The following is a 20,217-nucleotide window of genomic DNA, read 5'->3' on the forward strand; positions in this document are numbered from 1 at the left end:
GCTCCGACCGTCCACCACTCGGAATCTGTATTTTGCGAAAATGTTGTGGTTATTACTACATTTTCCCTTGAGTGATGCCTTGAAAAAAGGTATTTGTAGCTTAACTTGATAAAAGAACAAACATCATGCCTTCGATTACGGTTGAACCGTGCACCTTTGCCTTGTTTGGCGCCCTCGGCGATCTGGCCCTGCGCAAGCTGTTTCCTGCCCTTTATCAGCTCGATGGCGCAGGCCTCTTGCACGAGGACACGCGAATTATCGCGCTAGCCCGTGAACCTGGCAGCGAGCAGCAGCATTTGGCGTTCATCGCCTCCGAGCTTCGCCGCTACGTCGTCGCCAAAGAGCTGGACGAGGCCGTGGTCGAACGCTTCCTGGCCCGCCTGAGTTACCTGCACGTGGACTTCCTCAAGGCTGACGATTACGTCGCCCTGGCCGAGATGGCCGGTAGCGCCCAGCGAGTGATTGCCTACTTCGCGACACCGGCCGCCGTTTACGGCGCGATCTGCGAGAACCTGTCGAAGGTCGGCCTGACCGAAAACACCCGCGTGGTGCTGGAAAAACCCATCGGTTCGGACCTGGAATCCTCGCGCAAGGTTAACGACGCCGTGGCGCAGTTCTTCCCGGAGAACCGCACCTACCGCATCGACCACTACCTGGGCAAAGAAACCGTCCAGAACCTGATCGCCCTGCGTTTCGCCAACAGCCTGTTCGAAACCCAGTGGAACCAGAATTATATCTCCCACGTGGAAATCACCGTGGCCGAGAAGGTAGGGATCGAAGGTCGCTGGGGTTACTTCGACAAGGCCGGCCAGCTGCGGGACATGATTCAGAATCACCTGCTGCAACTGCTCTGCCTGATCGCCATGGACCCGCCGGCCGACCTGTCCGCCGACAGCATCCGTGACGAGAAAGTCAAAGTGCTCAAGGCGCTGGCGCCGATCAGCCCGGAAGGCCTGACCACTCAGGTCGTGCGCGGTCAGTACATCGCCGGTTACAGCGAAGGCAAATCGGTTCCCGGTTACCTGGAAGAGCCGAATTCCAACACCCAGAGCGACACCGAAACCTTCGTTGCGCTGCGTGCCGATATCCGCAACTGGCGTTGGGCCGGTGTGCCTTTTTACCTGCGTACCGGCAAGCGCATGCCGCAGAAGTTGTCGCAGATCGTCATCCACTTCAAGGAACCGTCCCACTACATCTTCGCTCCCGAACAGCGCCTGCAAATCAGCAACAAGCTGATTATCCGCCTGCAACCGGACGAAGGCATTTCCTTGCGCGTGATGACCAAAGAACAAGGCCTGGACAAGGGCATGCAGTTGCGCAGCGGTCCGTTGCAGCTGAATTTTTCCGATACCTATCGCAGCGCACGGATTCCCGATGCCTACGAGCGGTTGTTGCTGGAAGTGATGCGCGGCAATCAGAACCTGTTTGTCCGTAAAGATGAAATCGAAGCCGCGTGGAAGTGGTGTGACCAGTTGATCGCCGGGTGGAAAAAATCCGGTGATGCGCCCAAGCCGTACGCGGCCGGGTCCTGGGGGCCGATGAGCTCCATTGCATTGATCACGCGGGATGGGAGGTCGTGGTATGGCGATATCTGAATTGAAACTGCCTCAGGGCGTCAGCGCCCATGAGTTCAAAAGCCCGGTGTTGCTGGCCGAAGGCCTGGCGCTGAATGTGGCCAAGCAACTGAGTGACGCGATCGACGCGCGCGGCACCGCGACCTTGGTGGTTTCCGGTGGACGCAGCCCGGTGGCGTTTTTCCAGCACCTGGCCAAGCAGACGCTGGACTGGTCCAAGGTTGTCGTCACCCTGGCCGACGAGCGCTGGGTGCCGGTTGAACACGCCGACAGCAATGCCGGTCTGCTCAAGCGCTACCTGTTGCAAGGACCGGCGGCCAAGGCTCAGTTCCTGAGTCTGTACAGCGCCACGGCCAACCTTGAACTGGCCGCCGAGCAGGCGGATCGCTTGCTCGCCGAGTTGCCGCCAATCGACGTGCTGATACTCGGCATGGGCGACGACGGTCACACCGCCTCGCTGTTCCCGAACAGCCCGAACCTGGCCGACGCCTTGAAAGTCGACGGCACACGTCGTTGCTACCCGATGCTGGCGCCGACCGTGCCGCATCAGCGCTTGACCATGAGCCGTGCGCTGCTGGCGTCGGCCAAGACCACCGTTCTATCGATTTCCGGTCAGTCCAAGCTGACCACCCTGAGTGCCGCATTGGCCGGTGACGATGTCGCCGCCATGCCGATTCGCGCGTTTCTGCAACCTACGTTAGAGATTTACTGGTGCCCATGAGCCAAGGAACAGCCGCTATGACAACCCCATCCCCGACCGTTTCCATGGCGGACAAAGTTGCCCTGATCGACAGCCTCTGTGCCAAGGCGCGGATCCTGCCGGTGATTACCATCGCTCGCGAACAGGACATCCTGCCGCTGGCCGACGCCCTCGCGGCCGGTGGCCTGACAGCCCTGGAAGTGACCTTGCGTTCACAGTTCGGCCTCAAGGCTATCCAGATTCTGCGCGAGCAGCGTCCAGAGCTGGTGACCGGTGCCGGCACTGTGCTGGATCGCAACATGCTGGCGGCTGCCGAAGCGGCCGGTTCGCAGTTCATCGTCACGCCGGGCATCACCCGTGACCTGCTGGAAGCCAGCGTCAACAGCCCGATTCCGCTGTTGCCAGGCATCAGCAATGCCTCCGGCATCATGGAAGGCTACGGCCTGGGCTATCGCCGCTTCAAGCTGTTCCCGGCGGAAGTCAGCGGCGGCGTCGCGGCTATCAAAGCCCTCGGCGGCCCGTTTGGCGAAGTGAAATTCTGCCCGACTGGCGGCGTCAGCCCGGCCAACATCAAAAGCTACATGGCGTTGAAAAACGTGATGTGCGTGGGCGGTAGCTGGATGCTTGATCCCGAGTGGATCAAGAACGGCGACTGGGCCCGCATTCAGGAATGCACTGCCGAGGCACTGGCGCTGCTGGACTGATCGGCTTTACCAAACACTTCGTTGTGTGTTCTACGGCTTTACGGTGCGCTTGGTCGGTGCACCGTTTTTTTTTGCCCAAAAAAACCTGTAGGAGCATGGCTTGCCCGCGATGGCGACGCTGCGGTTTAACAAATACTGCGCGTTATCGTTCATCGCGGGCAAGCCATGCTCCTACAGAAACGATGCGATACATAGTTACCGCATCTCGCTTCTCGGCCAGCGTTAACCTGCGTTCATCTTATGGAAGAGAGAACGTCATGGAAGACAACACCCCGGTTTCACCCGCACCAGCGGTTTACCTGCTTTCACCCGAACAGATCGCCGGTCCTTATTTCCGAAATCCGAAATTGATCAGACGAAACATCAGCGAAGGGATGGATGGCATTCCCTTGGTGCTGAGGCTGACGATTGTCGATGCCATGACCGGTCAACCAGTGACTGACGCGTTAGTGGATATCTGGCACTGCAACGCGCGCGGTGCGTATTCGGGCTGGAGCAAGGTCAATCCAGACACGGAAGTCGATGCCGGCGACATAGGCTCGATCCCGCGAACCGACGACGACACTTACCTGCGAGGCGGACAATTTACCGACAAGAACGGCATCGTGCGGTTTACCACGATCTATCCGGGGTTCTACGCCGGCCGTGCCCTGCACATTCACGTCGTGGTACGCATTATGGAAGGCAACAACTACCTGGAAGAGCGGCATGTTGCCTGGGTCGGTCAGCTCTACTTTCCCGAGGTGGCCTCGCGCTCGGTACTCAACGCCAGGGAGTACCGCGGTCGAGCCGTTTCGCCGCTGACCAACGATCAAGACTTTTTCTATGAAAACATGGGCGGTGAAGCATCGACCTTGAACGTTCACACCCTGAGTCGAGACTCGAATAAAGACGGCTACTTCGGGCACACGACCATCGGCATCGACACCTTTGCGGTATCGACGCAGATCAAGCCCGAGGACTTCGACAAACACACGGTGTGACGTCAGCGCAGTTCGGTGAGCGCCCGGGTCAGCAAATCCATGTCTGCAGCGGTGTTAGTGAGCCCCGGGGTTATGCGAATGCACGGACCACTCGCGGCACCACTGCGCGCCACGGTAAACAGGTTGTAGTCCTTGAGCAGCCGCTCGACCATCGCCTGTTGATCGGCATGCCGGGTAAAGCGCATCGACGTGATGCCGCAATACAGTCGCGGGTCGTCCGGGGTCATGACTTCGATCCCCGGCAACTCGCGTACCGCGCTCACCCAGCGGTTGCGCAGGTAATTGAGCCGAGCGCCCTTGGCCGCGGAACCGCCCATCGCGCGATGCTCCTCGAACACCAGCGGCAGTGTCAGCAGCGCCGGGATGTTGGGCGTGCTGTACGGCGTGCGGGCGCGAATGTCGGTGACCGGGAAATGCATCTCGCCCATGTCCGGGTCGATGTCGGCCAGGCGCTCGGGGGCGATGTAAATGAAGCCCAGGGTCAGCGGTGCACCGATCCATTTGTGCAGGTTGTAGCCAGCAAAGGCGATGCCCAGTTCATTGAGATTGAACTCGAGCTGGCCGAGCGCATGCGCGCCGTCGAGGATCACGTCGATGCCATGTTCCCTGGCAGCTGCGGCAATCGCCCGCACCGGCATCACCAACCCGGAGCGATGGGTGACGTGGGTCAGGGCCATCAGTTTGAGTCGTGGATAACGCACGAAAGCTTCGCGGTAAGTGGCCAGCAAACTGTCGAAACTGGCGGGGTGCGAGTGTTCGATTTCGATCACTTCGACACCGCGATGACGTGCCAGCCAGCGCATGGCCCCTTTGACCGTGTCGTACTCCAGATCGCCTATCAGCACCTGATCGCCCGGCGTCAGACGGTTGTAGTTGCGGATCAGCGATTGCAGACCGTCGGAAGCGTTGCGGGTGAGGGCGACAGTGTCGGCGGGTACGCTCACCAGCTCGGCGAGCTGTTTGCGAATCTCCAGGCTTTCGCCCTGTTCGAAGCGTTGCCGCACATGCACCGAGTTGCTGCGATTGATCAGTTCGATGTTGCGCTGATACTCCTCGACCACCGTGCGCGACATGCGCCCGAAGTACCCGTTTTCGAGGTTGACCGGACCAGGTTCAACCGCGTATCGGTCGGCAAAGGTTCGCCAGAAGGCTTCATCACGGGCACGGCGAGTGTTATCGGGCATGGGCTACTCAATCTGGGGCCAGGTCTGGGTGTCGGGTCAATGGCGAGGGGCGGGTTTGCCATGTTTGGCGCGTAGCGGTTCGAGCAATTCCGACAGGCCGTTGTGATCGATTTCCTGCATCAAGGCCAGCAATCCGCCGAGTTCGCCATGGGGGAAACCTTCGCGGGCGAACCAGTTCAGGTATTGGCCGGGGAGGTCGGCAATGATCCGGCCCTTGTATTTGCCGAAGGGCATTTCACGGGTAATCAACAGTTCGAGCTTTTCAGGGTTCATCAATCAGTCGTCTTGATTCAAACAGTCTGGAAAATACAGGCATTCTGCATGCAGGCCAAATGACAGATCATGCAAAAAAAACGGATACAGATTTCGCGTTAAACGATAAGTAATTGAAATATAAGTAGTAAGTAGTCGGTTCATTGCTGGCATGCAGGATGCAACACCTATTGCATCTTTCATCAACCCGCGAGGAATTGAAAATGACTGACATGAATAAAGAAGCCATCTCTGTACTCAACGACCTGATTGAAACCAGCAAGGACGGTCAGGAAGGGTTCAAGACTTGCGCTGAAGACATCAAGCACCCAGAACTCAAAACCCTGTTCGTGCAGCGCTCGGCTGACTGCGCAACGGCTGCTTCTGAATTGCAGGCCGCCGTACGTTCGCTAGGCGGCGATCCGGAAACGTCCACCAGCGTCAGCGGTGACCTGCACCGTCGCTGGGTCGACGTGAAAGCGATGTTCACCGGCAAGGATGAAGAGGCCGTGCTGAACGAAGCCGAACGGGGTGAAGACCATGCACTGAAGGCTTACAAAGAAGCCATCGAAAAAATCAACAAATACAACCTGGTGGGCATTCGTGACCTGGTTGAGCGTCAGTACCACGGCGTGCAACGCAATCACGATCAGGTAAAAGCCCTGCGTAACCAGGCGCGCGCACGCTCGTAAGCGTTCGTCGCCTGTCAAAAACGCCAGCCAGTCTGGCGTTTTTTTGTGTCCGGCGTTCAACGATGAAATTAGCCTTGTAGGAGCTGCCGAAGGCTGCGATCTTTTGACGGTATAGAGGTCACCGGACAACAAGATCAAAAGATCAAAAGATCAAAAGATCAAAAGATCAAAAGATCGCAGCCTTCGGCAGCTCCTACCGTTAAATCGCCTTTCCAAGAGTCCTTTACGTGCCTATCACCTTGCAGGCTTTGTTTGCGCCTGACCGCCGCGCCTTACAGTTCGCGATCAAAACCTTGATCGGCGGCGGCCTGGCGCTGTGGCTGGCATTACGCTGGGGTCTGGAGCAACCGTCATGGGCGTTGATGACGGCGTTCATCGTCGCCCAGCCCTTGTCGGGGATGGTGGTGCAGAAGGGCCTGGCGCGGTTGCTGGGGACTCTGGTCGGGACGATCATGTCCGTGGTGTTCATGGGGTTGTTTGCCCAAACACCTTGGCTGTTTTTGTTGGCCTTGGCGTTATGGCTGGGGTTGTGTACGGCAAGTTCGACCTTGCTGCGCAGCGCCTGGTCCTATTCGTTCGTGCTGGCCGGTTACACGGTGGCGATCATCGCGCTGCCGGCCATTACTCATCCGCTGACGGTGTTCGATCAAGCCGTGGCTCGCTGCACGGAAATCTGCCTGGGCATTCTTTGCGCCACTGCCGCCAGCGCGCTGCTCTGGCCGATGCGGGTAGAACGGCAATTGGCGGATCAGGCGCGGGCAGCGTGGCAAAGCGGTATGAACGCCGCGCGTGCAACCCTGGCCGGTGATGGTCAGGCGCGTAAAGGCTTGCTGGAAATCCTCGGGAAAATCGTCGCCGTCGATGCCCAGCGCGAGCATGCCTGGTTTGAAGGAAGCCAGGGTCGCCAACGAGCGCGGGGGATCAGCGGCTTGAGCCAGAAGCTGTTGATGTTGCTGCGCATCGCCCGTTCGGTGCGCCGCCAGTGGAAGCAATTGGAACCCCAGGAAGCCGAGCAACTGTTGCCCTGGATGACCGAGGTTCAAGAGGCGCTCAACAGCCCGGATTCCGCGACCCTGCAAGCGCTGCGTCCGAGGTTGCTCGACGCTTCCCACGACCCGCACATCAGCTCCGCGCAAAGTTATTGCCTGGCCCGTTTTACCTTGTTACTCGATACCGCCATGGCGGCCAGCGCCGCGTTGAACGCCGTTGAGGAGGGCAAGGAAACGGTCGATCCACCGAGAACCCTGACACCGCACCGCGACCTGTCATTGGCGCTGATGTTCGGTGCCCGCAGTGCGTTGGCGTTTCTGGTGGTCTCGTGCTTCTGGTTGGCGACCGCCTGGCCTGCTGCCTCCGGCGCGCTGCTGTTGACGTGCGTGGTGTGTAGTCTGTTTGCCAGCCGCGAGAATGGCGCTCAAATCGGCATGAGTTTCATGCGCGGGATCTTCCTGGCGATTCCGTCCGCGTTTATCGTCGGACAGATTCTGCTGCCGCAATGGAGTGGTTTTGCCTTGCTGTGCATGGGCATGGGCGTGCCGTTGTTCCTCGGCGCGCTGGGCATGGCCAAACCGCAGATCGGTGCGACGGCTACTTCATTTTGTCTGCACTTCATCGTGCTGGTCTCGCCGCTCAATGCGATGAAATTCGATGTCGCGACGTTCTTCAACAGCGCTCTATCCATCGTGGTGGGTGTCGGCGCCGCCGTGCTGGCGTTCCATCTGTTGATCCTGCGCAACCCGACGTGGCATGGCCGGCGTTTGCTGGCGGCGACCCTCGACGATCTGGTGCGCCTGACCCGGCGCAATCTGCGCGGTGCCGAAAGCTGGTTTGGCGGGCGCATGGCCGACCGCTTGCTGCAATTGGCGCGGCACTATCCCGAGTTGCCGGAGCCGGCGCGCAGTCGCTGGGACGACGGCTTGCTCGGCCTGGACATCGGCGACGAACTGCTGCATTTGCGTTTGAGTCTGGCGGTGGCACAGGCACCGATCAGTGCGCCTCAGCGGCGTTATCTCGAACAGCTGGAAAAAATCCTCGAGCAAGGCCCGGCCGGCAGTCGTGCCGAGGCGTTGGCGCAGCCGAGCGAAGAATTCTTGAAGACCTTGTACGCGTTGCCCCCCAGCGATGCGGTGAAACTGGCCCAAGGCGCGGTGCTGCAATTGCAAAGCAGCTGGCGCGCCTGGTGCCGTCAACAGGAGCAAAGCCATGGGCTTGCGTGAGTGGTCGGTGGGTGGCGTGCTGCTCAGTCCGTTTCTGATTTATGTGCTGCTGGCGCTGCTCGTCACTGGCGCCTTGCGCATGCTCTTGCGCCTGACGCCGGTGGGCCGCTGGATCTGGCACGAAGCATTGTTTGATTGCGCCTTGTACGTCTGTGTATTGACCTTGATCACCGTCGTCCTCGGACCTTTATAAGGAGTTGAAAATGCGAACACCGATACGTGTCGCGGTGACCTTGTGCCTGGTGGCGGCGGCGATATTTGCCGGCTTCCATTTGTGGCAGTACTACATGCTCACGCCTTGGACTCGGGATGCGCGGATCCGCGCCGACGTGGTGGTGATCGCCCCGGACGTCTCGGGTTGGGTGCGTGAGCTCAAGGCTTTTGATAACCAGCAGGTCAAGGCCGGCGATTTATTGCTGAGCATTGATCGTGAACGTTTCGAAGCGGCGCTGGAGAAAGCCCAGGCGGTGGTGCAGACCCGCCAGCAGCAACTCAATCTGCGCGAGAAAGAAGCCAGTCGCCGCGCGGCCCTCGGTCCGCAGGCCATCAGCGCCGAACTGCGCGAGAACGCGCAAATCAACGCCGGCATCGCCCGTGGCGAACTGCGTGAAGCCCAGGCCGAAGCCAAGGTTGCGGAACTCAACCTCGCCCGTAGTCAGGTCCATGCGCCGCGCAATGGTCACATCACCAACCTGCGTCTGGCCGAAGGCAACTACGTGAATGCCGGGCAATCGGTGATGGCATTGATCGACGATTCGACTTTCTATGTGCAGGCGTATTTCGAGGAAACCAAGCTGCCACGGATTCGTGTTGGCGATCCGGTGAAGGTCTGGTTGATGAGTGCAGGGGAGGGGTTGCAGGGGCACGTGGAAAGCATCAGTCGCGGGATTACCGATCGCAATACCACGCCGGACGGGCAGTTGCTGGCAGAGGTCGAGCCGACGTTTAACTGGGTGAGGCTGGCGCAGCGGATTCCGGTACGGATCAAGATTGATAAGTTACCGGAAGGGATGAATTTGAGTTCGGGGATGACGGCGAGTGTGCAGGTGCAGGAAGGGCCGTAAGATCAAAAGATCGCAGCCTCGTTTCACTCGACAGCTCCTACAGGTATATGGCAAACCCTGTAGGAGCTGTCGAGTGAAACGAGGCTGCGATCTTTTGAGGCAATCAGCCGATACTGATCGCCGGCAACGTCGGCAACGTCACGGTCTGTTGCTTGCGCGGCGCCAGAATCTCCGCCTCGCCGTCCACTACCAATTCATCGCGCTGGTTAAACACGCGAGTGGCAATCCGCACACGAAACTTCGGCAGCTTCTCGAGGATCTCCAGACGCACGGTCAGCGTGTCGCCAATTTTCACCGGCTTCTGAAAGCTCATTTGCTGACCGATATAAATAGTCCCCGGCCCAGGCAACTCGCAGGCAACGGCAGCGCTGATCAGCGCACCGCTGAACATGCCGTGAGCAATACGCTCCTTGAACATGGTGCCGGCGGCGAATTCAGCGTCCAGGTGCACCGGGTTGTGATCGCCGGACATCGCGGCGAACAACTGAATGTCGCGCTCTTCGACCGTCTTGCTGTAGCTGGCGGTCTGGCCGACTTCAAGGGCCTCGTAAGGGGTGTTGGTAACCTGGGTCATCTGTTTCAATTCCTGTCACGAATAAATAAATTCAAAAAAACTATTCCGATCTGGGTGGCCGACGGTGGCTCAGCGCCTGGGCGATCCAGTTCAACACGTCATTGATCACTTCATCGCGATTGCTCTCGTTGAACAGTTCATGCCGTGCCTGCGGGTAAATAGTCAGTTGCAGGCTCTGGCTGCCGGCAGCGCGCAGCGCATGGGCCAGATCTTTCAGACGCTTGCCATCGCTCACCGGATCACATTCACCACCGATGACCAGCAACGGCAGGCCCGGATCAATCTGAGCGAGATTGGACGCTTTGCTGATTTGCTGCAACCCACCGAGCAAATCGATCCACAGCTGATTGGTGCAGCGAAAGCCGCAGAGCGGGTCGTTGTCGTACAGGTCGACCTCTGCCGGGTCGCGGCTGAGCCAGTCGAATCGCGTGCGCGCCGGTTTGAATTTCTTGTTGAACGAACCGAACGACAGCCATTCGATCAGCGCGCTGCGACCTTTCGGGCCCTGGCGCAAGCGTTCCAGCCGCGCAATCTGCCGCGCCGCGCGATAGAGCGCCACCGGTTGGAAGTTCGACCCGCTGAGAACGGCCCCGTGCAGGCTGGCGCTGTGGTGCAGCAGATAGGCCTGGGCGATGTAGCTGCCCATGCTGTGACCGAGCAGCACAATCGGCACTCCCGGATGTTGTTGGCCGATGTGCTGGTTGAGGCTCGCCAGGTCGCCGACTACCTTGCACCAACCGTCATTGTCGGCGAAATGGCCGAGCGTCCCGTTTTCGGCAGTTTTGCCATGTCCACGCAGGTCCGGCGCATACACGCCGTAGCCCTGATCACAGAGTTTTTCCGCCAGACGGGCGTAGCGGCCACTGTGTTCCGCCATGCCGTGGGCCAGCAGGATCACTGCTTTTAAAGGCGCGGCGGGCAGCCACTGGTTGACGAAGAGGCGGCTGCGGTCGCTCGCGGTCAACCAGAAAGTGTCGTGGATCATGGCGATTCCTTTGCATTGGGCTGCATATGGCATGGGCGTCGTTGCATTGTATAGCGCATCCAAAGCGTGCCGTCTGATCAGGCCACGCCACGGCAGCAAGATTCACACGATCAATGTCGACCGTGCGCATATTTGCCTGATTCGCCATAGCTGCTAGTGTCCGTGGAGCCCCGCTTTTTCGCTCTCTATTGTGAAGAAGGACAGAAAAGCGGCCCCGGATAGGTTCAGGTAAAGAGGACAAGAACAATGCAACCTGATTTCTGGAATGACAAACGCCCGGCCGGCGTGCCCCTGGACATCGATCAAGGGGCCTACAAGTCGGTGATCGAGGTGTTCGAGCGTTCCTGCAAGAAATTTGCTGACCGCCCGGCATTCAGCAACATGGGTGTAACCCTGACCTACGCCGAACTGGAACGCTACAGCGCAGCGTTCGCCGGCTACCTGCAAGCCCACACCGACCTGGTGCCGGGGGATCGCATTGCGGTGCAGATGCCCAACGTCCTGCATTACCCGATTGCCGTGTTCGGTGCCTTGCGCGCCGGGCTCATCGTGGTCAACACCAACCCGCTGTACACCGCGCGGGAGATGCGTCATCAGTTCAAGGATTCCGGTGCCCGGGCGTTGGTGTACCTGAACATGTTCGGGCAGAAAGTCCAGGAAGTGCTGCCCGACACCGACATCCAGTACCTGATCGAAGCGAAGATGGGCGACCTGATGCCCACCGCCAAGGGCTGGCTGGTCAATACGATGGTGAGCAAGGTCAAGAAGATGGTCCCGGCGTACGCCTTGCCGCAGGCCATTTCCTTCAAGAGCGCGCTGCGCCTGGGCCGGGGCCTGGGCATCAAGCCGCTGAAAGTCAGGCTCGACGACATCGCCGTGCTGCAATACACCGGCGGCACCACCGGCCTGGCCAAGGGCGCGATGCTGACCCACGGCAACCTGGTGGCTAACATGCAGCAAGTGCGGGCGTGCCTGGAGCAGTTCGGCAATGACGGCCAGCCGCTGTTGCGCGAAGGGCAAGAGGTGATGGTCGCACCGCTGCCGCTGTACCACATCTATGCCTTCACCGCGAATTGCATGTGCATGATGGTTTCGGGCAACCACAACGTGCTGATCACCAATCCGCGAGACATCAAGGGCTTCATCAAGGAGCTGAAGAACTGGCGATTCTCAGCGTTGCTGGGGCTCAACACCCTGTTCGTCGCGCTGATGGATCACCCGGATTTCAAGACCCTGGATTTCTCCAGCCTCAAACTCACCAACTCCGGCGGCACCGCGCTGGTCAAGGCCACGGCCGAGCGCTGGGAACAGCTCACCGGTTGCCGCATCACCGAAGGTTACGGCCTGACGGAAACCTCGCCGGTGGCCTGCACCAACCCGTACGGCGACAAGTCGCGCCTCGGCACGGTCGGCCTGCCGGTGCCGGGCACCACGCTGAAAGTCATCAACGATGAAGGTGTCGAGCAACCGCTGGGTGAGCGCGGCGAACTGTGCATCAAGGGCCCGCAGATCATGAAGGGCTACTGGCAGAAACCCGAAGCCACCGCCGAAGTGCTGGATGCCGAAGGCTGGTTCAAGTCGGGCGACATCGCAGTGATCGACCCGGACGGTTTTGTGCGCATCGTCGATCGCAAGAAAGACATGATCATCGTCTCGGGTTTCAACGTGTACCCGAACGAGATCGAAGACGTGGTCATGGCTCACCCGAAAGTCGCCAACTGTGCGGTGATCGGGGTGCCGGACGAGCGTTCGGGGGAGGCGGTGAAGCTGTTTGTGGTGGCCCGTGAAACGGGTGTCAGCCTTGAAGAACTGAAGGCTTACTGCAAGGAAAATTTCACGGCGTACAAAGTGCCCAAGCACATCGTCTTGCGTGAGTCGTTGCCGATGACGCCGGTGGGCAAGATCTTGCGGCGGGAGTTGCGTGATATTGCGTAAACGGTCGTAGATCGAGGCGGGCCCAAAAGATCGCAGCCTTCGGCAGCTCCTACAGTGGATCGCATTCCTTTGTAGGAGCTGCCGAAGGCTGCGATCTTTTGCTTTTAAACCCGTATTTATGGGGGTTTCAAGGTTGTATAGAATTTTTGCTCTAAAATGACCGCTTGCTATTCTTGAGTCATTAAAGTGACTGTAGAGGCGACTTTTGGCTCTAGTCGGCCCTTGGCAAAGCTGCTACTCTCGGCGCGCTTTTGTGACTTCTCGGCCTATATAAAAGCCAGATTCACCAATAAAAAACATACACCAATAATAATCGCATCAAATGCGGTGATGAATTCGCGTTGCTGAGGAGTGGGCTTCCATGATCGAAGACTTTTGGAAGGATAAGTACCCTGCCGGGATTGCTGCCGACATCAATCCAGACGAGTATCCGAATATTCAGGCAGTGTTGAAGCAGTCCTGCCAACGCTTCGCCAACAAACCGGCATTCAGCAACCTGGGCAAGACAATCACCTACGGTGAACTGTACGAATTGTCCGGTGCCTTTGCCGCTTACCTGCAACAGCATACCGACTTGCAGCCGGGCGATCGAATCGCCGTGCAGCTGCCCAACGTGTTGCAGTACCCGGTCGCCGTCTTCGGTGCCATCCGCGCCGGGCTGATCGTGGTCAACACCAACCCGCTGTACACCGCGCGGGAAATGGAACACCAATTCAACGACTCCGGTGCCAAAGCCCTGGTCTGCCTGGCCAACATGGCGCACCTGGCGCAGCTCGTCGTGCCGAAAACCGGCGTCAAACACGTGATCGTCACCGAAGTGGCCGACCTGCTGCCGCCGCTCAAGCGCCTGCTGGTCAACAGCGTCATCAAGTACGTGAAGAAGATGGTCCCGGCGTATCACTTGCCCAAGGCCATCAAATTCAACGACGTATTGAGCAAGGGCCACGGCCAGCCAGTCGCTGAAGCCAACCCGGCCAGCAGCGACGTTGCCGTGCTGCAATACACCGGCGGCACTACCGGCGTGGCCAAGGGCGCAATGCTGACCCATCGCAACCTGGTGGCGAACATGCTGCAGTGCAAGGCGCTGATGGGCTCCAACCTCAATGAAGGTTGCGAGGTCCTGATCACGCCGCTGCCGCTGTACCACATCTATGCCTTCACCTTTCATTGCATGGCGATGATGCTGATCGGCAACCACAACATCCTGATCAGCAACCCGCGCGATTTGACGGCGATGGTCAAGGAACTGTCGAAGTGGAAGTTCAGCGGTTTCGTCGGGCTCAATACGTTGTTTGTCGCCCTGTGCAACAACGAAGGTTTCCGCAAGCTGGATTTCTCTGCACTGAAAGTCACCCTGTCCGGTGGCATGGCCCTGCAACTGGCCGCCGCCGAGCGCTGGAAAGCGGTCACCGGTTGCGCCATCTGCGAAGGTTACGGCATGACCGAAACCAGCCCGGTGGCCACCGTCAATCCGATCCAGAACATCCAGATCGGCACCATCGGTATTCCGGTGCCGTCGACCCTGTGCAAAGTCATCGACGATGCCGGCGTTGAACAGCCGTTAGGCGACATCGGCGAGCTGTGTGTGAAAGGTCCGCAAGTGATGAAAGGCTACTGGCAGCGTCAGGACGCCACTGATGAAATCCTCGACAGCGAAGGCTGGTTGAAGACCGGTGACATTGCGCTGATCCAGCCTGACGGTTACATGCGCATCGTCGATCGCAAGAAAGACATGATCCTGGTCTCCGGTTTCAACGTGTACCCGAACGAACTGGAAGACGTGCTGGCGACCCTGCCGGGCGTGCTGCAATGCGCAGCCATCGGCGTGCCGGACGAGAAGTCGGGCGAGGCGATCAAGATCTTCATCGTCGCCAAACCGGGCGTGACGCTGACCAAGGAACAGGTGATGGAGCACATGCGCGCCAACGTCACTGGCTACAAAGTGCCGAAAGCCGTGGAATTCCGCGATGCGCTGCCGACCACCAACGTCGGCAAGATCCTGCGCCGCGAGTTGCGCGACGAAGAGCTGAAGAAGCTCGGCGTCAAGAAGGTAAGCGCGTAACCAACAAAAAGCCCCGCAGATGCGGGGCTTTTTGTTGTGGTTTGAAAGCAGATCAAAAGATCGCAGCCTTCGGCAGCTCCTACATGGATCGCGCATACCTGTGGATTACCGGGTGTACTCGGTCAATGTAGGAGCTGCCGAAGGCTGCGATCTTTTGCTCTTATTGCCGGAACTGCGCGAAATTGACGTTGGTACCCGCCGGGCGCATGTCCTGGAGGTACGAGTCCTTGTCGGCGCTCAGTTCCAGGCTCAGGGCCGCTTTGCGTTTACCTTCGTTGCGCACCACCAGACCTTCAAGCTTCTCGCGCAGGAACACCGTCGGCACTTTCAGGTGCAGCAGTTCGTCGGTTTCCGGAGTGTGCATCAGCAGGTGAACCCACTCGTACTGACCAACGGCCAGGCGCGCGACCGGAATATCGAACCACCAGATGTTGCGGTTGCGGTTCAATTCGGTGAAATGGCAGTTGTTGACGCCAAGCACAGCTCCGCCAAGTTCCTGGTTTCTGCGGGCAATGGCCTGCTTTTTATCGAGTTTCATAACATTCCTACGGGATTGGATCTTCAGCGCCATGGCCTGAATACGTTGCGCATTCTCGGGGGTTGGTCGGCAAACATAAAGCCCAACCTGCACTGAACGATGAAATGTCGCCGTGAAAATAAATGAAACTCCGCGCAAACGCCTCCGGTCAACCTTGTGTAACGACTTTCCCGTTGAATTGTTCACAGGAGAAACACCATGAGCAGCACTGGCGATAAAGTAAAAGGCATGGCCAACGAAGCCGCCGGCAACGTCAAGCAAGGTGTCGGCAAGGCCACCGGTAACGAAAAAATGCGCTCTGAAGGCGTCGCTCAGGAAAGGAAAGGCGAAGCCCAGCAAGCGATCGGCAAAGCCAAGGATGCTCTTAAAAAAGGCATCGACAAGGCCTGATCAGGCCTTTGATGAGCAACAGAAACGGCCATCCGCGGATGGCCGTTTTTGTGTCAGCCTGAACTTGCACAAGGAAATTGTTTCAAACTCGCCAAGTACGCTACTTTGATGTAGAAAACGGCCCCTGAGTCGCCACGACTTCAACCAAATTTGCGGCGAAAGGAGACGCTAATGTTTTTCCCACACATGAAGGGTCAGCGCCTGCACCGTGTCATGGTGCGCACGATCACCGAGTTCGTCGACGACGAGATGTCGACCTATGCCTCGGCGTTGGCCTATCAAATGCTGTTCTCGCTGTTTCCCTTCATTCTGTTCCTGATCGCCCTGATCGGTTTCCTGCACCTGCCGGACTTCTTCTCCTGGCTGCGCCTGCAATCGGAACTGGTCCTGCCGCCCCAGGCGCTGGAGCAGGTGAACCCGGTCATCGACCAGCTCCAGCAATCCAAGGGTGGCTTGCTGTCGGTCGGTATCGTGATTGCCCTGTGGACCGCGTCCGCCGGTGTGCGGCTGATGATGAGCGCGATGAACGCCGCCTACGACGTGGTCGAAGGCCGGCCGGCGTGGAAGCGTTTCCCACTGTCAATTTTCTACACCATCGGCATCGCCGGCATGCTACTGATCGCCGCCGCGCTGATGGTGCTTGGGCCGCAAGTGATGGAATGGATCGCCTCGCAAGTCGGCCTCGAAGACTTCATCGTGACCCTCTGGACCATCGTGCGCTGGCCGGTGGTCGTGATTCTGTTGATGATGGCGGTGGCGCTGATTTACTACGTCATGCCCGACGTCAAACAAGAGTTTCGCTTCATTACCCCTGGCTCGGTGCTGGCGGTGGTGGTGTGGATCATTGCGTCGCTGGGCTTCGGTCTGTACGTCAAGATGTTCGCCAACTACAACGCCATGTATGGCAGTATCGGCGCGATCATCGTGCTGTTGCTGTACTTCTACATTTCCGCCGCCGTGCTGTTGCTCGGCGCAGAGATGAATGCCGTGATCGAGCACATGTCGACCGAGGGCAAGGATGATGGCGAAAAATTCCCCGGCGAGCACAGCCACGAACCCAAACAACACGTGTCGGGACTGGGTCGGGACCACTCGATCAAGCCGACCACTGACGAAGTCATCAAATGATCCGTGAAATCCTCAAAATGGGCGACGAGCGCCTGCTGCGTATTGCCCCGCCAGTGCCTGCCGAAATGTTCGACAGCCCGGAACTGTGGCAACTGATTGACGACATGTTCCAGACCATGGAAAGCGTCGGTGGGGTCGGCCTGGCTGCGCCCCAGATCGGCGTCGACCTGCAACTGGTGATCTTCGGTTTCGAGCACAGCGAACGCTATCCTGACGCCGAAGCGGTGCCGCAGACGATTCTGATCAACCCGTTGATCACGCCGTTGAGCCCGACGCTGGAAGAGGGTTTCGAAGGTTGCCTGTCGGTGCCCGGCCTGCGCGGCGCGGTGGATCGCTATCAGCACATTCGCTACGAAGGTTTCGACCCCAAAGGGCAGCCGATTGTGCGCATTGCTTCAGGCTTCCACGCGCGGGTAGTGCAGCATGAATGCGATCACCTGATCGGCCGGTTGTACCCCTCGCGCATCAGTGACTTCAGCAAGTTCGGGTATACCGAAGTGATGTTCCCGGATCTCGATCCGAACGCAGATGATTGATTCGAAAACACCTCAAACCCCTGTGGGAGTGAGCCTGCTCGCGAAGGCGGTGGGTCATTCAACGATGATGTCGAATGACACACCGCCTTCGCGAGCAGGCTCGCTCCCACAAGTCGAACTCTCCAACGGTTTCAGGCCCATGGCGATCATCGGTTTGCTCCGCGCATAACGGTTCAAGCGTTCCGCCATGGAGTAGGGCAGTGGCGGGTCGAAGGTAAAACCGCGACGTTCATAAAACCCGCGCAAGTCCGGATGACAAAACAGCCACACCGGGCCTTCAAGGTCCTTGAGCGCCTCGGCGATCAACGCCGCCGCGATGCCCTGTTCACGGCAGGCCGGATCGACAAACAAACCCGTCAGCCAATGCCCGTCCGCCACCGGTCGCAAACACAGTGCGCCAATGATCTCCTCGCGCCTGGCCACCCAGAGTTGAGCGTCGCGGACGGCTTTCATCGACGATTGATGAGCGCGATAAAACTTGTTCATCAAGGGCCACAAAGGCTCGGGGAGCAAGGTGTATTGGGTGTTGGGCATGGTCTTCGACTGTCGGTGCGCAAAGCGGGCGATTATAAAAGAACGCGCGCGCAGCGATAGGTGTATACCTGATCTCACATCCCGTATGAGTGGAGTAAGTATCATGGCCAAAGGCATGGATTCAAAAAAAGCGGCAAAGAAGAAACCGGCAAAAACCGCCGATGAAAAGCGCGCGGACAAGAAGGCCAAGAAGGTGGATGTGTTCGGTCACTGATCCCGTGACAAGGGAGCCCGGCCTCGGGCTCCCGCTGCTTCTGACGAAATAACCAAATAATCTGCAAGAAAACCCTGCGCCATTGCACAGAAGGGGATTGGTCCCCGATCTGAGCAACGCCATGCCCCATTACTTCGATACCGCCCACCGTGAAGAAATCGACACCCTGCGCCAACGCCTGACCGCTCGCACCGAGTGGCCGACCTGGTTGCTGCTGATCGGCGTGTACGCTGGTTGGTTCAGCATTGTTTTGGGGAGCCATCGGCTGGGGCTCGGGTGGAGCACTGTGCTGTTGATTCCATTGGTGGTGCTCTGGTTATCGGTGCAACACGAATTGCTTCACGGTCACCCCACCCGCTGGACATCGCTGAACAAGATCCTCGGCTACGCGCCGTTCGCCGTCTGGTATCCCTACACCCTGTATCGCGACAGCCATTTGCTGCATCACCGCGATGAAGACCTGACCCTGCCGGGTCGCGATCCGGAAAGTCGTTACCTGAGCGCCGAGCAGTGGCAGGGCAGTTCACTGTTCGAACAGAGTCTGCACTGGCTAAACAAAACCGTACTCGGACGCTTCGCCCTCGGTGCACCGCTGGCCCTGCTGGCGCTGGCCGGAGAGGAGTGCCAGCGTCTGAAAGCAGGTGAGCGGCAGGCCTGGTTGATGTGGCTGACCCACGGCACGTTGACCCTGCTGATGTTGCTGTTTATCGCCCGCTACAGTGTGCTGCCGGTGTGGCATTACCTGTTGCTGATCAGCGTGCCGGCGCTATCGATTGCGATGATTCGCTCCTACTATGAACACCGTCCCCACGCCGAGCCCGAGCAAAGGACAGTCATCAATGAAGCCGCCTGGCCGTGGCGCTGGCTGTTCCTCAACCTCAATCTGCATTTGGTGCATCACGACTTGCCCGGGCTGTCCTGGTACGACTTGCCCCGCGCCTACCACGCGCGTCGCGAGCAATGGCTGGCGCGTAGCGGCGGGTTTCTGGTGCAGGGTTATGGGCAGTTGTGGCGTCAGCATGGGGTGAAGGCTATCGACAGCCCTCGGCATCCGTTCAGTTGAGAAATCCAATGACTTCAGCCTACGCAGAACTTTTGATGTACGTCGCCCCCGAACCAATCCGCGAGGCCAACGAGCGCTGGCTGACGGGAATGCTCGAGCGACTGGGGGCCACCCGCCGCAACGCCGAGGGCCTTTCGCTGATGGACCTCTGGCTGTCTCCGCACCTTCTGCTGAGCCAAACCTGCGGCTACCCGCTGATGACCGCGTTGCGCGGTCGGGTCCGGGTCGTCGGTCGTCCTCGCTATGAGCTGTCGGACGCTAACGGCGGCAACCATTGCAGCCTGTTGCTGAGTCGCGCCGATGACCCACGGCGCAGCCTGCCGGCCTTTCGCGACAGTCGTGGGGTGATCAATGGCGAAGACTCCAACAGCGGCATGAACCTGCTGCGTCATCGACTGGCGCTGCTGCATCAAGAGGGGCAGTTCTTCGCCAGTGTCGCTATCAGCGGCAGCCACCGCGAAAGCCTGCGCGGGTTGCGTGAAGGGACAGCGGACCTGGCGGCCATCGACAGCGTCACCTTCGCCTATCTGGCGCGGCACGCCGAAGAAGAAGTGGCCGGCCTGCGGGTCATTGCGCGAAGTGCGTTCAGTCCGACCTTGCCGTATATCACCGCCGCGACCGTCACCGATGAACAGGCCGAGGCGCTGCTGCAGGTGATGAATATGACGTTGCAGGAATTGCCCGAAGTCAGGGAAATCCTCGGTCTGCGAGAAGTATTGCGGGCCAGCGAAAGCGACTATCAGATTGTGCTCGACTATCAGCAAGAGGCTGAGGCGTTGGGGTATGGGCGATTGCGGTAGGCAAATCAAAAGATCGCAGCCTCGTTCCACTCGACAGCTCCTACAGGAGTATCCCGACATCCTTGTAGGAGCTGTCGAGTGAAACGAGG

General features: G+C 59.0%; 21 protein-coding genes. 15 read left to right on the forward strand and 6 right to left on the reverse strand.

Annotated features, from left to right (window positions below; all coding sequences use genetic code 11):
• Positions 1–125: 125 nt before the first annotated feature.
• From zwf to PMI27_RS00460, 4 genes are all read left to right on the forward strand, one after another.
• Complete coding sequence (gene zwf / locus PMI27_RS00475) at positions 126–1,595, forward strand: glucose-6-phosphate dehydrogenase (protein ID WP_008151108.1); 1,470 nt, start codon at positions 126–128, stop codon at positions 1,593–1,595.
• The gene (pgl, locus tag PMI27_RS00470) at positions 1,582–2,295 is read left to right on the forward strand and encodes a 6-phosphogluconolactonase (protein ID WP_008151110.1); all 714 of its coding nucleotides are present in this window, start codon (positions 1,582–1,584) and stop codon (positions 2,293–2,295) included. The genes zwf and pgl overlap by 14 nt, the downstream gene beginning before the upstream one ends.
• 17 nt (positions 2,296–2,312) lie before the next feature.
• A complete protein-coding gene (locus PMI27_RS00465; RefSeq protein ID WP_008151112.1) occupies positions 2,313–2,978 on the forward strand; it encodes a bifunctional 4-hydroxy-2-oxoglutarate aldolase/2-dehydro-3-deoxy-phosphogluconate aldolase in 666 nt (221 codons plus the stop codon).
• A 257-nt stretch (positions 2,979–3,235) separates the two neighbouring features.
• Complete coding sequence (locus tag PMI27_RS00460) at positions 3,236–3,961, forward strand: intradiol ring-cleavage dioxygenase (RefSeq protein ID WP_008151114.1); 726 nt, start codon at positions 3,236–3,238, stop codon at positions 3,959–3,961.
• A 2-nt stretch (positions 3,962–3,963) separates the two neighbouring features.
• On the opposite strand, the gene PMI27_RS00455 is transcribed toward PMI27_RS00460, so the two are convergent.
• Both PMI27_RS00455 and PMI27_RS00450 read right to left on the reverse strand, forming a co-directional pair.
• The gene (locus PMI27_RS00455; protein WP_008151115.1) at positions 3,964–5,145 is read right to left on the reverse strand and encodes an aminotransferase class V-fold PLP-dependent enzyme; all 1,182 of its coding nucleotides are present in this window, start codon (positions 5,143–5,145) and stop codon (positions 3,964–3,966) included.
• A gap of 36 nt (positions 5,146–5,181) precedes the next feature.
• Positions 5,182–5,418, reverse strand: a complete 237-nt coding sequence (locus tag PMI27_RS00450) for a DUF3820 family protein (protein ID WP_007949456.1) — start codon at positions 5,416–5,418, stop codon at positions 5,182–5,184.
• Between the two features lie 203 nt (positions 5,419–5,621).
• On the opposite strand from PMI27_RS00450, the gene PMI27_RS00445 reads away from it, so the two are divergent.
• The 4 genes from PMI27_RS00445 to PMI27_RS00430 all read left to right on the forward strand — a co-directional run bounded on the left by PMI27_RS00445 (position 5,622) and on the right by PMI27_RS00430 (position 9,369).
• Positions 5,622–6,089 (forward strand): ferritin-like domain-containing protein, encoded by a 468-nt coding sequence (locus PMI27_RS00445; RefSeq protein WP_008151117.1) that lies wholly within the window; start codon positions 5,622–5,624, stop codon positions 6,087–6,089.
• Between the two features lie 227 nt (positions 6,090–6,316).
• The gene (locus PMI27_RS00440; RefSeq protein ID WP_008151118.1) at positions 6,317–8,305 is read left to right on the forward strand and encodes an FUSC family protein; all 1,989 of its coding nucleotides are present in this window, start codon (positions 6,317–6,319) and stop codon (positions 8,303–8,305) included.
• Positions 8,292–8,498, forward strand: coding sequence for a DUF1656 domain-containing protein (locus PMI27_RS00435; protein ID WP_008151119.1), 207 nt, complete (start codon positions 8,292–8,294; stop codon positions 8,496–8,498). Before PMI27_RS00440 ends, PMI27_RS00435 begins: the two co-directional genes overlap by 14 nt.
• A 10-nt stretch (positions 8,499–8,508) precedes the next feature.
• On the forward strand, positions 8,509–9,369 hold the full coding sequence (locus PMI27_RS00430) for an efflux RND transporter periplasmic adaptor subunit (RefSeq protein WP_008151120.1): 861 nt from the start codon (positions 8,509–8,511) through the stop codon (positions 9,367–9,369).
• Between the two features lie 103 nt (positions 9,370–9,472).
• Here PMI27_RS00430 and PMI27_RS00425 read toward each other — a convergent pair whose 3' ends face one another.
• The gene (locus tag PMI27_RS00425) at positions 9,473–9,943 is read right to left on the reverse strand and encodes a MaoC family dehydratase (protein WP_008151121.1); all 471 of its coding nucleotides are present in this window, start codon (positions 9,941–9,943) and stop codon (positions 9,473–9,475) included.
• A gap of 40 nt (positions 9,944–9,983) precedes the next feature.
• Positions 9,984–10,928, reverse strand: coding sequence for an alpha/beta hydrolase (locus PMI27_RS00420; RefSeq protein WP_008151122.1), 945 nt, complete (start codon positions 10,926–10,928; stop codon positions 9,984–9,986).
• A 246-nt stretch (positions 10,929–11,174) separates the two neighbouring features.
• Between PMI27_RS00420 and fadD2 the strand changes: the two genes are divergently transcribed.
• The gene (gene fadD2 / locus PMI27_RS00415; protein ID WP_008151123.1) at positions 11,175–12,863 is read left to right on the forward strand and encodes a long-chain-fatty-acid--CoA ligase FadD2; all 1,689 of its coding nucleotides are present in this window, start codon (positions 11,175–11,177) and stop codon (positions 12,861–12,863) included.
• A gap of 361 nt (positions 12,864–13,224) precedes the next feature.
• A complete protein-coding gene (gene fadD1, locus PMI27_RS00410) occupies positions 13,225–14,925 on the forward strand; it encodes a long-chain-fatty-acid--CoA ligase FadD1 (RefSeq protein WP_008151124.1) in 1,701 nt (566 codons plus the stop codon).
• A gap of 160 nt (positions 14,926–15,085) precedes the next feature.
• Here fadD1 and PMI27_RS00405 read toward each other — a convergent pair whose 3' ends face one another.
• Positions 15,086–15,463 carry a hypothetical protein gene (locus tag PMI27_RS00405; protein WP_008151125.1) on the reverse strand — a complete coding sequence of 126 codons (378 nt, stop codon included), beginning with the start codon at positions 15,461–15,463 and terminating at the stop codon, positions 15,086–15,088.
• Positions 15,464–15,661: 198 nt separating this feature from the next.
• Between PMI27_RS00405 and PMI27_RS00400 the strand changes: the two genes are divergently transcribed.
• The 3 genes from PMI27_RS00400 to def all read left to right on the forward strand — a co-directional run bounded on the left by PMI27_RS00400 (position 15,662) and on the right by def (position 17,517).
• The gene (locus PMI27_RS00400) at positions 15,662–15,853 is read left to right on the forward strand and encodes a CsbD family protein (protein WP_008151126.1); all 192 of its coding nucleotides are present in this window, start codon (positions 15,662–15,664) and stop codon (positions 15,851–15,853) included.
• A 171-nt stretch (positions 15,854–16,024) separates the two neighbouring features.
• Positions 16,025–16,981 carry a YihY/virulence factor BrkB family protein gene (locus PMI27_RS00395; protein ID WP_008151127.1) on the forward strand — a complete coding sequence of 319 codons (957 nt, stop codon included), beginning with the start codon at positions 16,025–16,027 and terminating at the stop codon, positions 16,979–16,981.
• Positions 16,978–17,517, forward strand: coding sequence for a peptide deformylase (gene def, locus PMI27_RS00390; protein WP_008151128.1), 540 nt, complete (start codon positions 16,978–16,980; stop codon positions 17,515–17,517). The genes PMI27_RS00395 and def overlap by 4 nt, the downstream gene beginning before the upstream one ends.
• A 54-nt stretch (positions 17,518–17,571) precedes the next feature.
• On the opposite strand, the gene PMI27_RS00385 is transcribed toward def, so the two are convergent.
• Complete coding sequence (locus PMI27_RS00385) at positions 17,572–18,051, reverse strand: GNAT family N-acetyltransferase (RefSeq protein WP_008151129.1); 480 nt, start codon at positions 18,049–18,051, stop codon at positions 17,572–17,574.
• 335 nt (positions 18,052–18,386) lie between these two features.
• Between PMI27_RS00385 and PMI27_RS00380 the strand changes: the two genes are divergently transcribed.
• Positions 18,387–19,328, forward strand: coding sequence for a fatty acid desaturase (locus PMI27_RS00380; RefSeq protein WP_008151131.1), 942 nt, complete (start codon positions 18,387–18,389; stop codon positions 19,326–19,328).
• Positions 19,329–19,336: 8 nt separating this feature from the next.
• On the forward strand, positions 19,337–20,128 hold the full coding sequence (locus PMI27_RS00375) for a phosphate/phosphite/phosphonate ABC transporter substrate-binding protein (protein ID WP_008151132.1): 792 nt from the start codon (positions 19,337–19,339) through the stop codon (positions 20,126–20,128).
• The last annotated feature ends 89 nt before the right edge of the window (positions 20,129–20,217 follow it).

Origin of the sequence: Pseudomonas sp. GM41(2012) (genome assembly GCF_000282315.2) — a bacterium.
In the GTDB taxonomy this organism is placed as follows: Bacteria; Pseudomonadota; Gammaproteobacteria; order Pseudomonadales; family Pseudomonadaceae; genus Aquipseudomonas.

Coding starts and splice junctions, on each gene's coding strand:
- zwf (WP_008151108.1), top strand. CDS start 126: ATGCCTTCGATTACGGTTGAACCGTGCACCTTTGCCTTGTTTGGCGCC.
- pgl (WP_008151110.1), top strand. CDS start 1,582: ATGGCGATATCTGAATTGAAACTGCCTCAGGGCGTCAGCGCCCATGAG.
- PMI27_RS00465 (WP_008151112.1), top strand. CDS start 2,313: ATGACAACCCCATCCCCGACCGTTTCCATGGCGGACAAAGTTGCCCTG.
- PMI27_RS00460 (WP_008151114.1), top strand. CDS start 3,236: ATGGAAGACAACACCCCGGTTTCACCCGCACCAGCGGTTTACCTGCTT.
- PMI27_RS00455 (WP_008151115.1), bottom strand. CDS start 5,145: ATGCCCGATAACACTCGCCGTGCCCGTGATGAAGCCTTCTGGCGAACC.
- PMI27_RS00450 (WP_007949456.1), bottom strand. CDS start 5,418: ATGAACCCTGAAAAGCTCGAACTGTTGATTACCCGTGAAATGCCCTTC.
- PMI27_RS00445 (WP_008151117.1), top strand. CDS start 5,622: ATGACTGACATGAATAAAGAAGCCATCTCTGTACTCAACGACCTGATT.
- PMI27_RS00435 (WP_008151119.1), top strand. CDS start 8,292: ATGGGCTTGCGTGAGTGGTCGGTGGGTGGCGTGCTGCTCAGTCCGTTT.
- PMI27_RS00430 (WP_008151120.1), top strand. CDS start 8,509: ATGCGAACACCGATACGTGTCGCGGTGACCTTGTGCCTGGTGGCGGCG.
- PMI27_RS00425 (WP_008151121.1), bottom strand. CDS start 9,943: ATGACCCAGGTTACCAACACCCCTTACGAGGCCCTTGAAGTCGGCCAG.
- PMI27_RS00420 (WP_008151122.1), bottom strand. CDS start 10,928: ATGATCCACGACACTTTCTGGTTGACCGCGAGCGACCGCAGCCGCCTC.
- fadD2 (WP_008151123.1), top strand. CDS start 11,175: ATGCAACCTGATTTCTGGAATGACAAACGCCCGGCCGGCGTGCCCCTG.
- fadD1 (WP_008151124.1), top strand. CDS start 13,225: ATGATCGAAGACTTTTGGAAGGATAAGTACCCTGCCGGGATTGCTGCC.
- PMI27_RS00405 (WP_008151125.1), bottom strand. CDS start 15,463: ATGAAACTCGATAAAAAGCAGGCCATTGCCCGCAGAAACCAGGAACTT.
- PMI27_RS00400 (WP_008151126.1), top strand. CDS start 15,662: ATGAGCAGCACTGGCGATAAAGTAAAAGGCATGGCCAACGAAGCCGCC.
- PMI27_RS00395 (WP_008151127.1), top strand. CDS start 16,025: ATGTTTTTCCCACACATGAAGGGTCAGCGCCTGCACCGTGTCATGGTG.
- def (WP_008151128.1), top strand. CDS start 16,978: ATGATCCGTGAAATCCTCAAAATGGGCGACGAGCGCCTGCTGCGTATT.
- PMI27_RS00385 (WP_008151129.1), bottom strand. CDS start 18,051: ATGCCCAACACCCAATACACCTTGCTCCCCGAGCCTTTGTGGCCCTTG.
- PMI27_RS00380 (WP_008151131.1), top strand. CDS start 18,387: ATGCCCCATTACTTCGATACCGCCCACCGTGAAGAAATCGACACCCTG.
- PMI27_RS00375 (WP_008151132.1), top strand. CDS start 19,337: ATGACTTCAGCCTACGCAGAACTTTTGATGTACGTCGCCCCCGAACCA.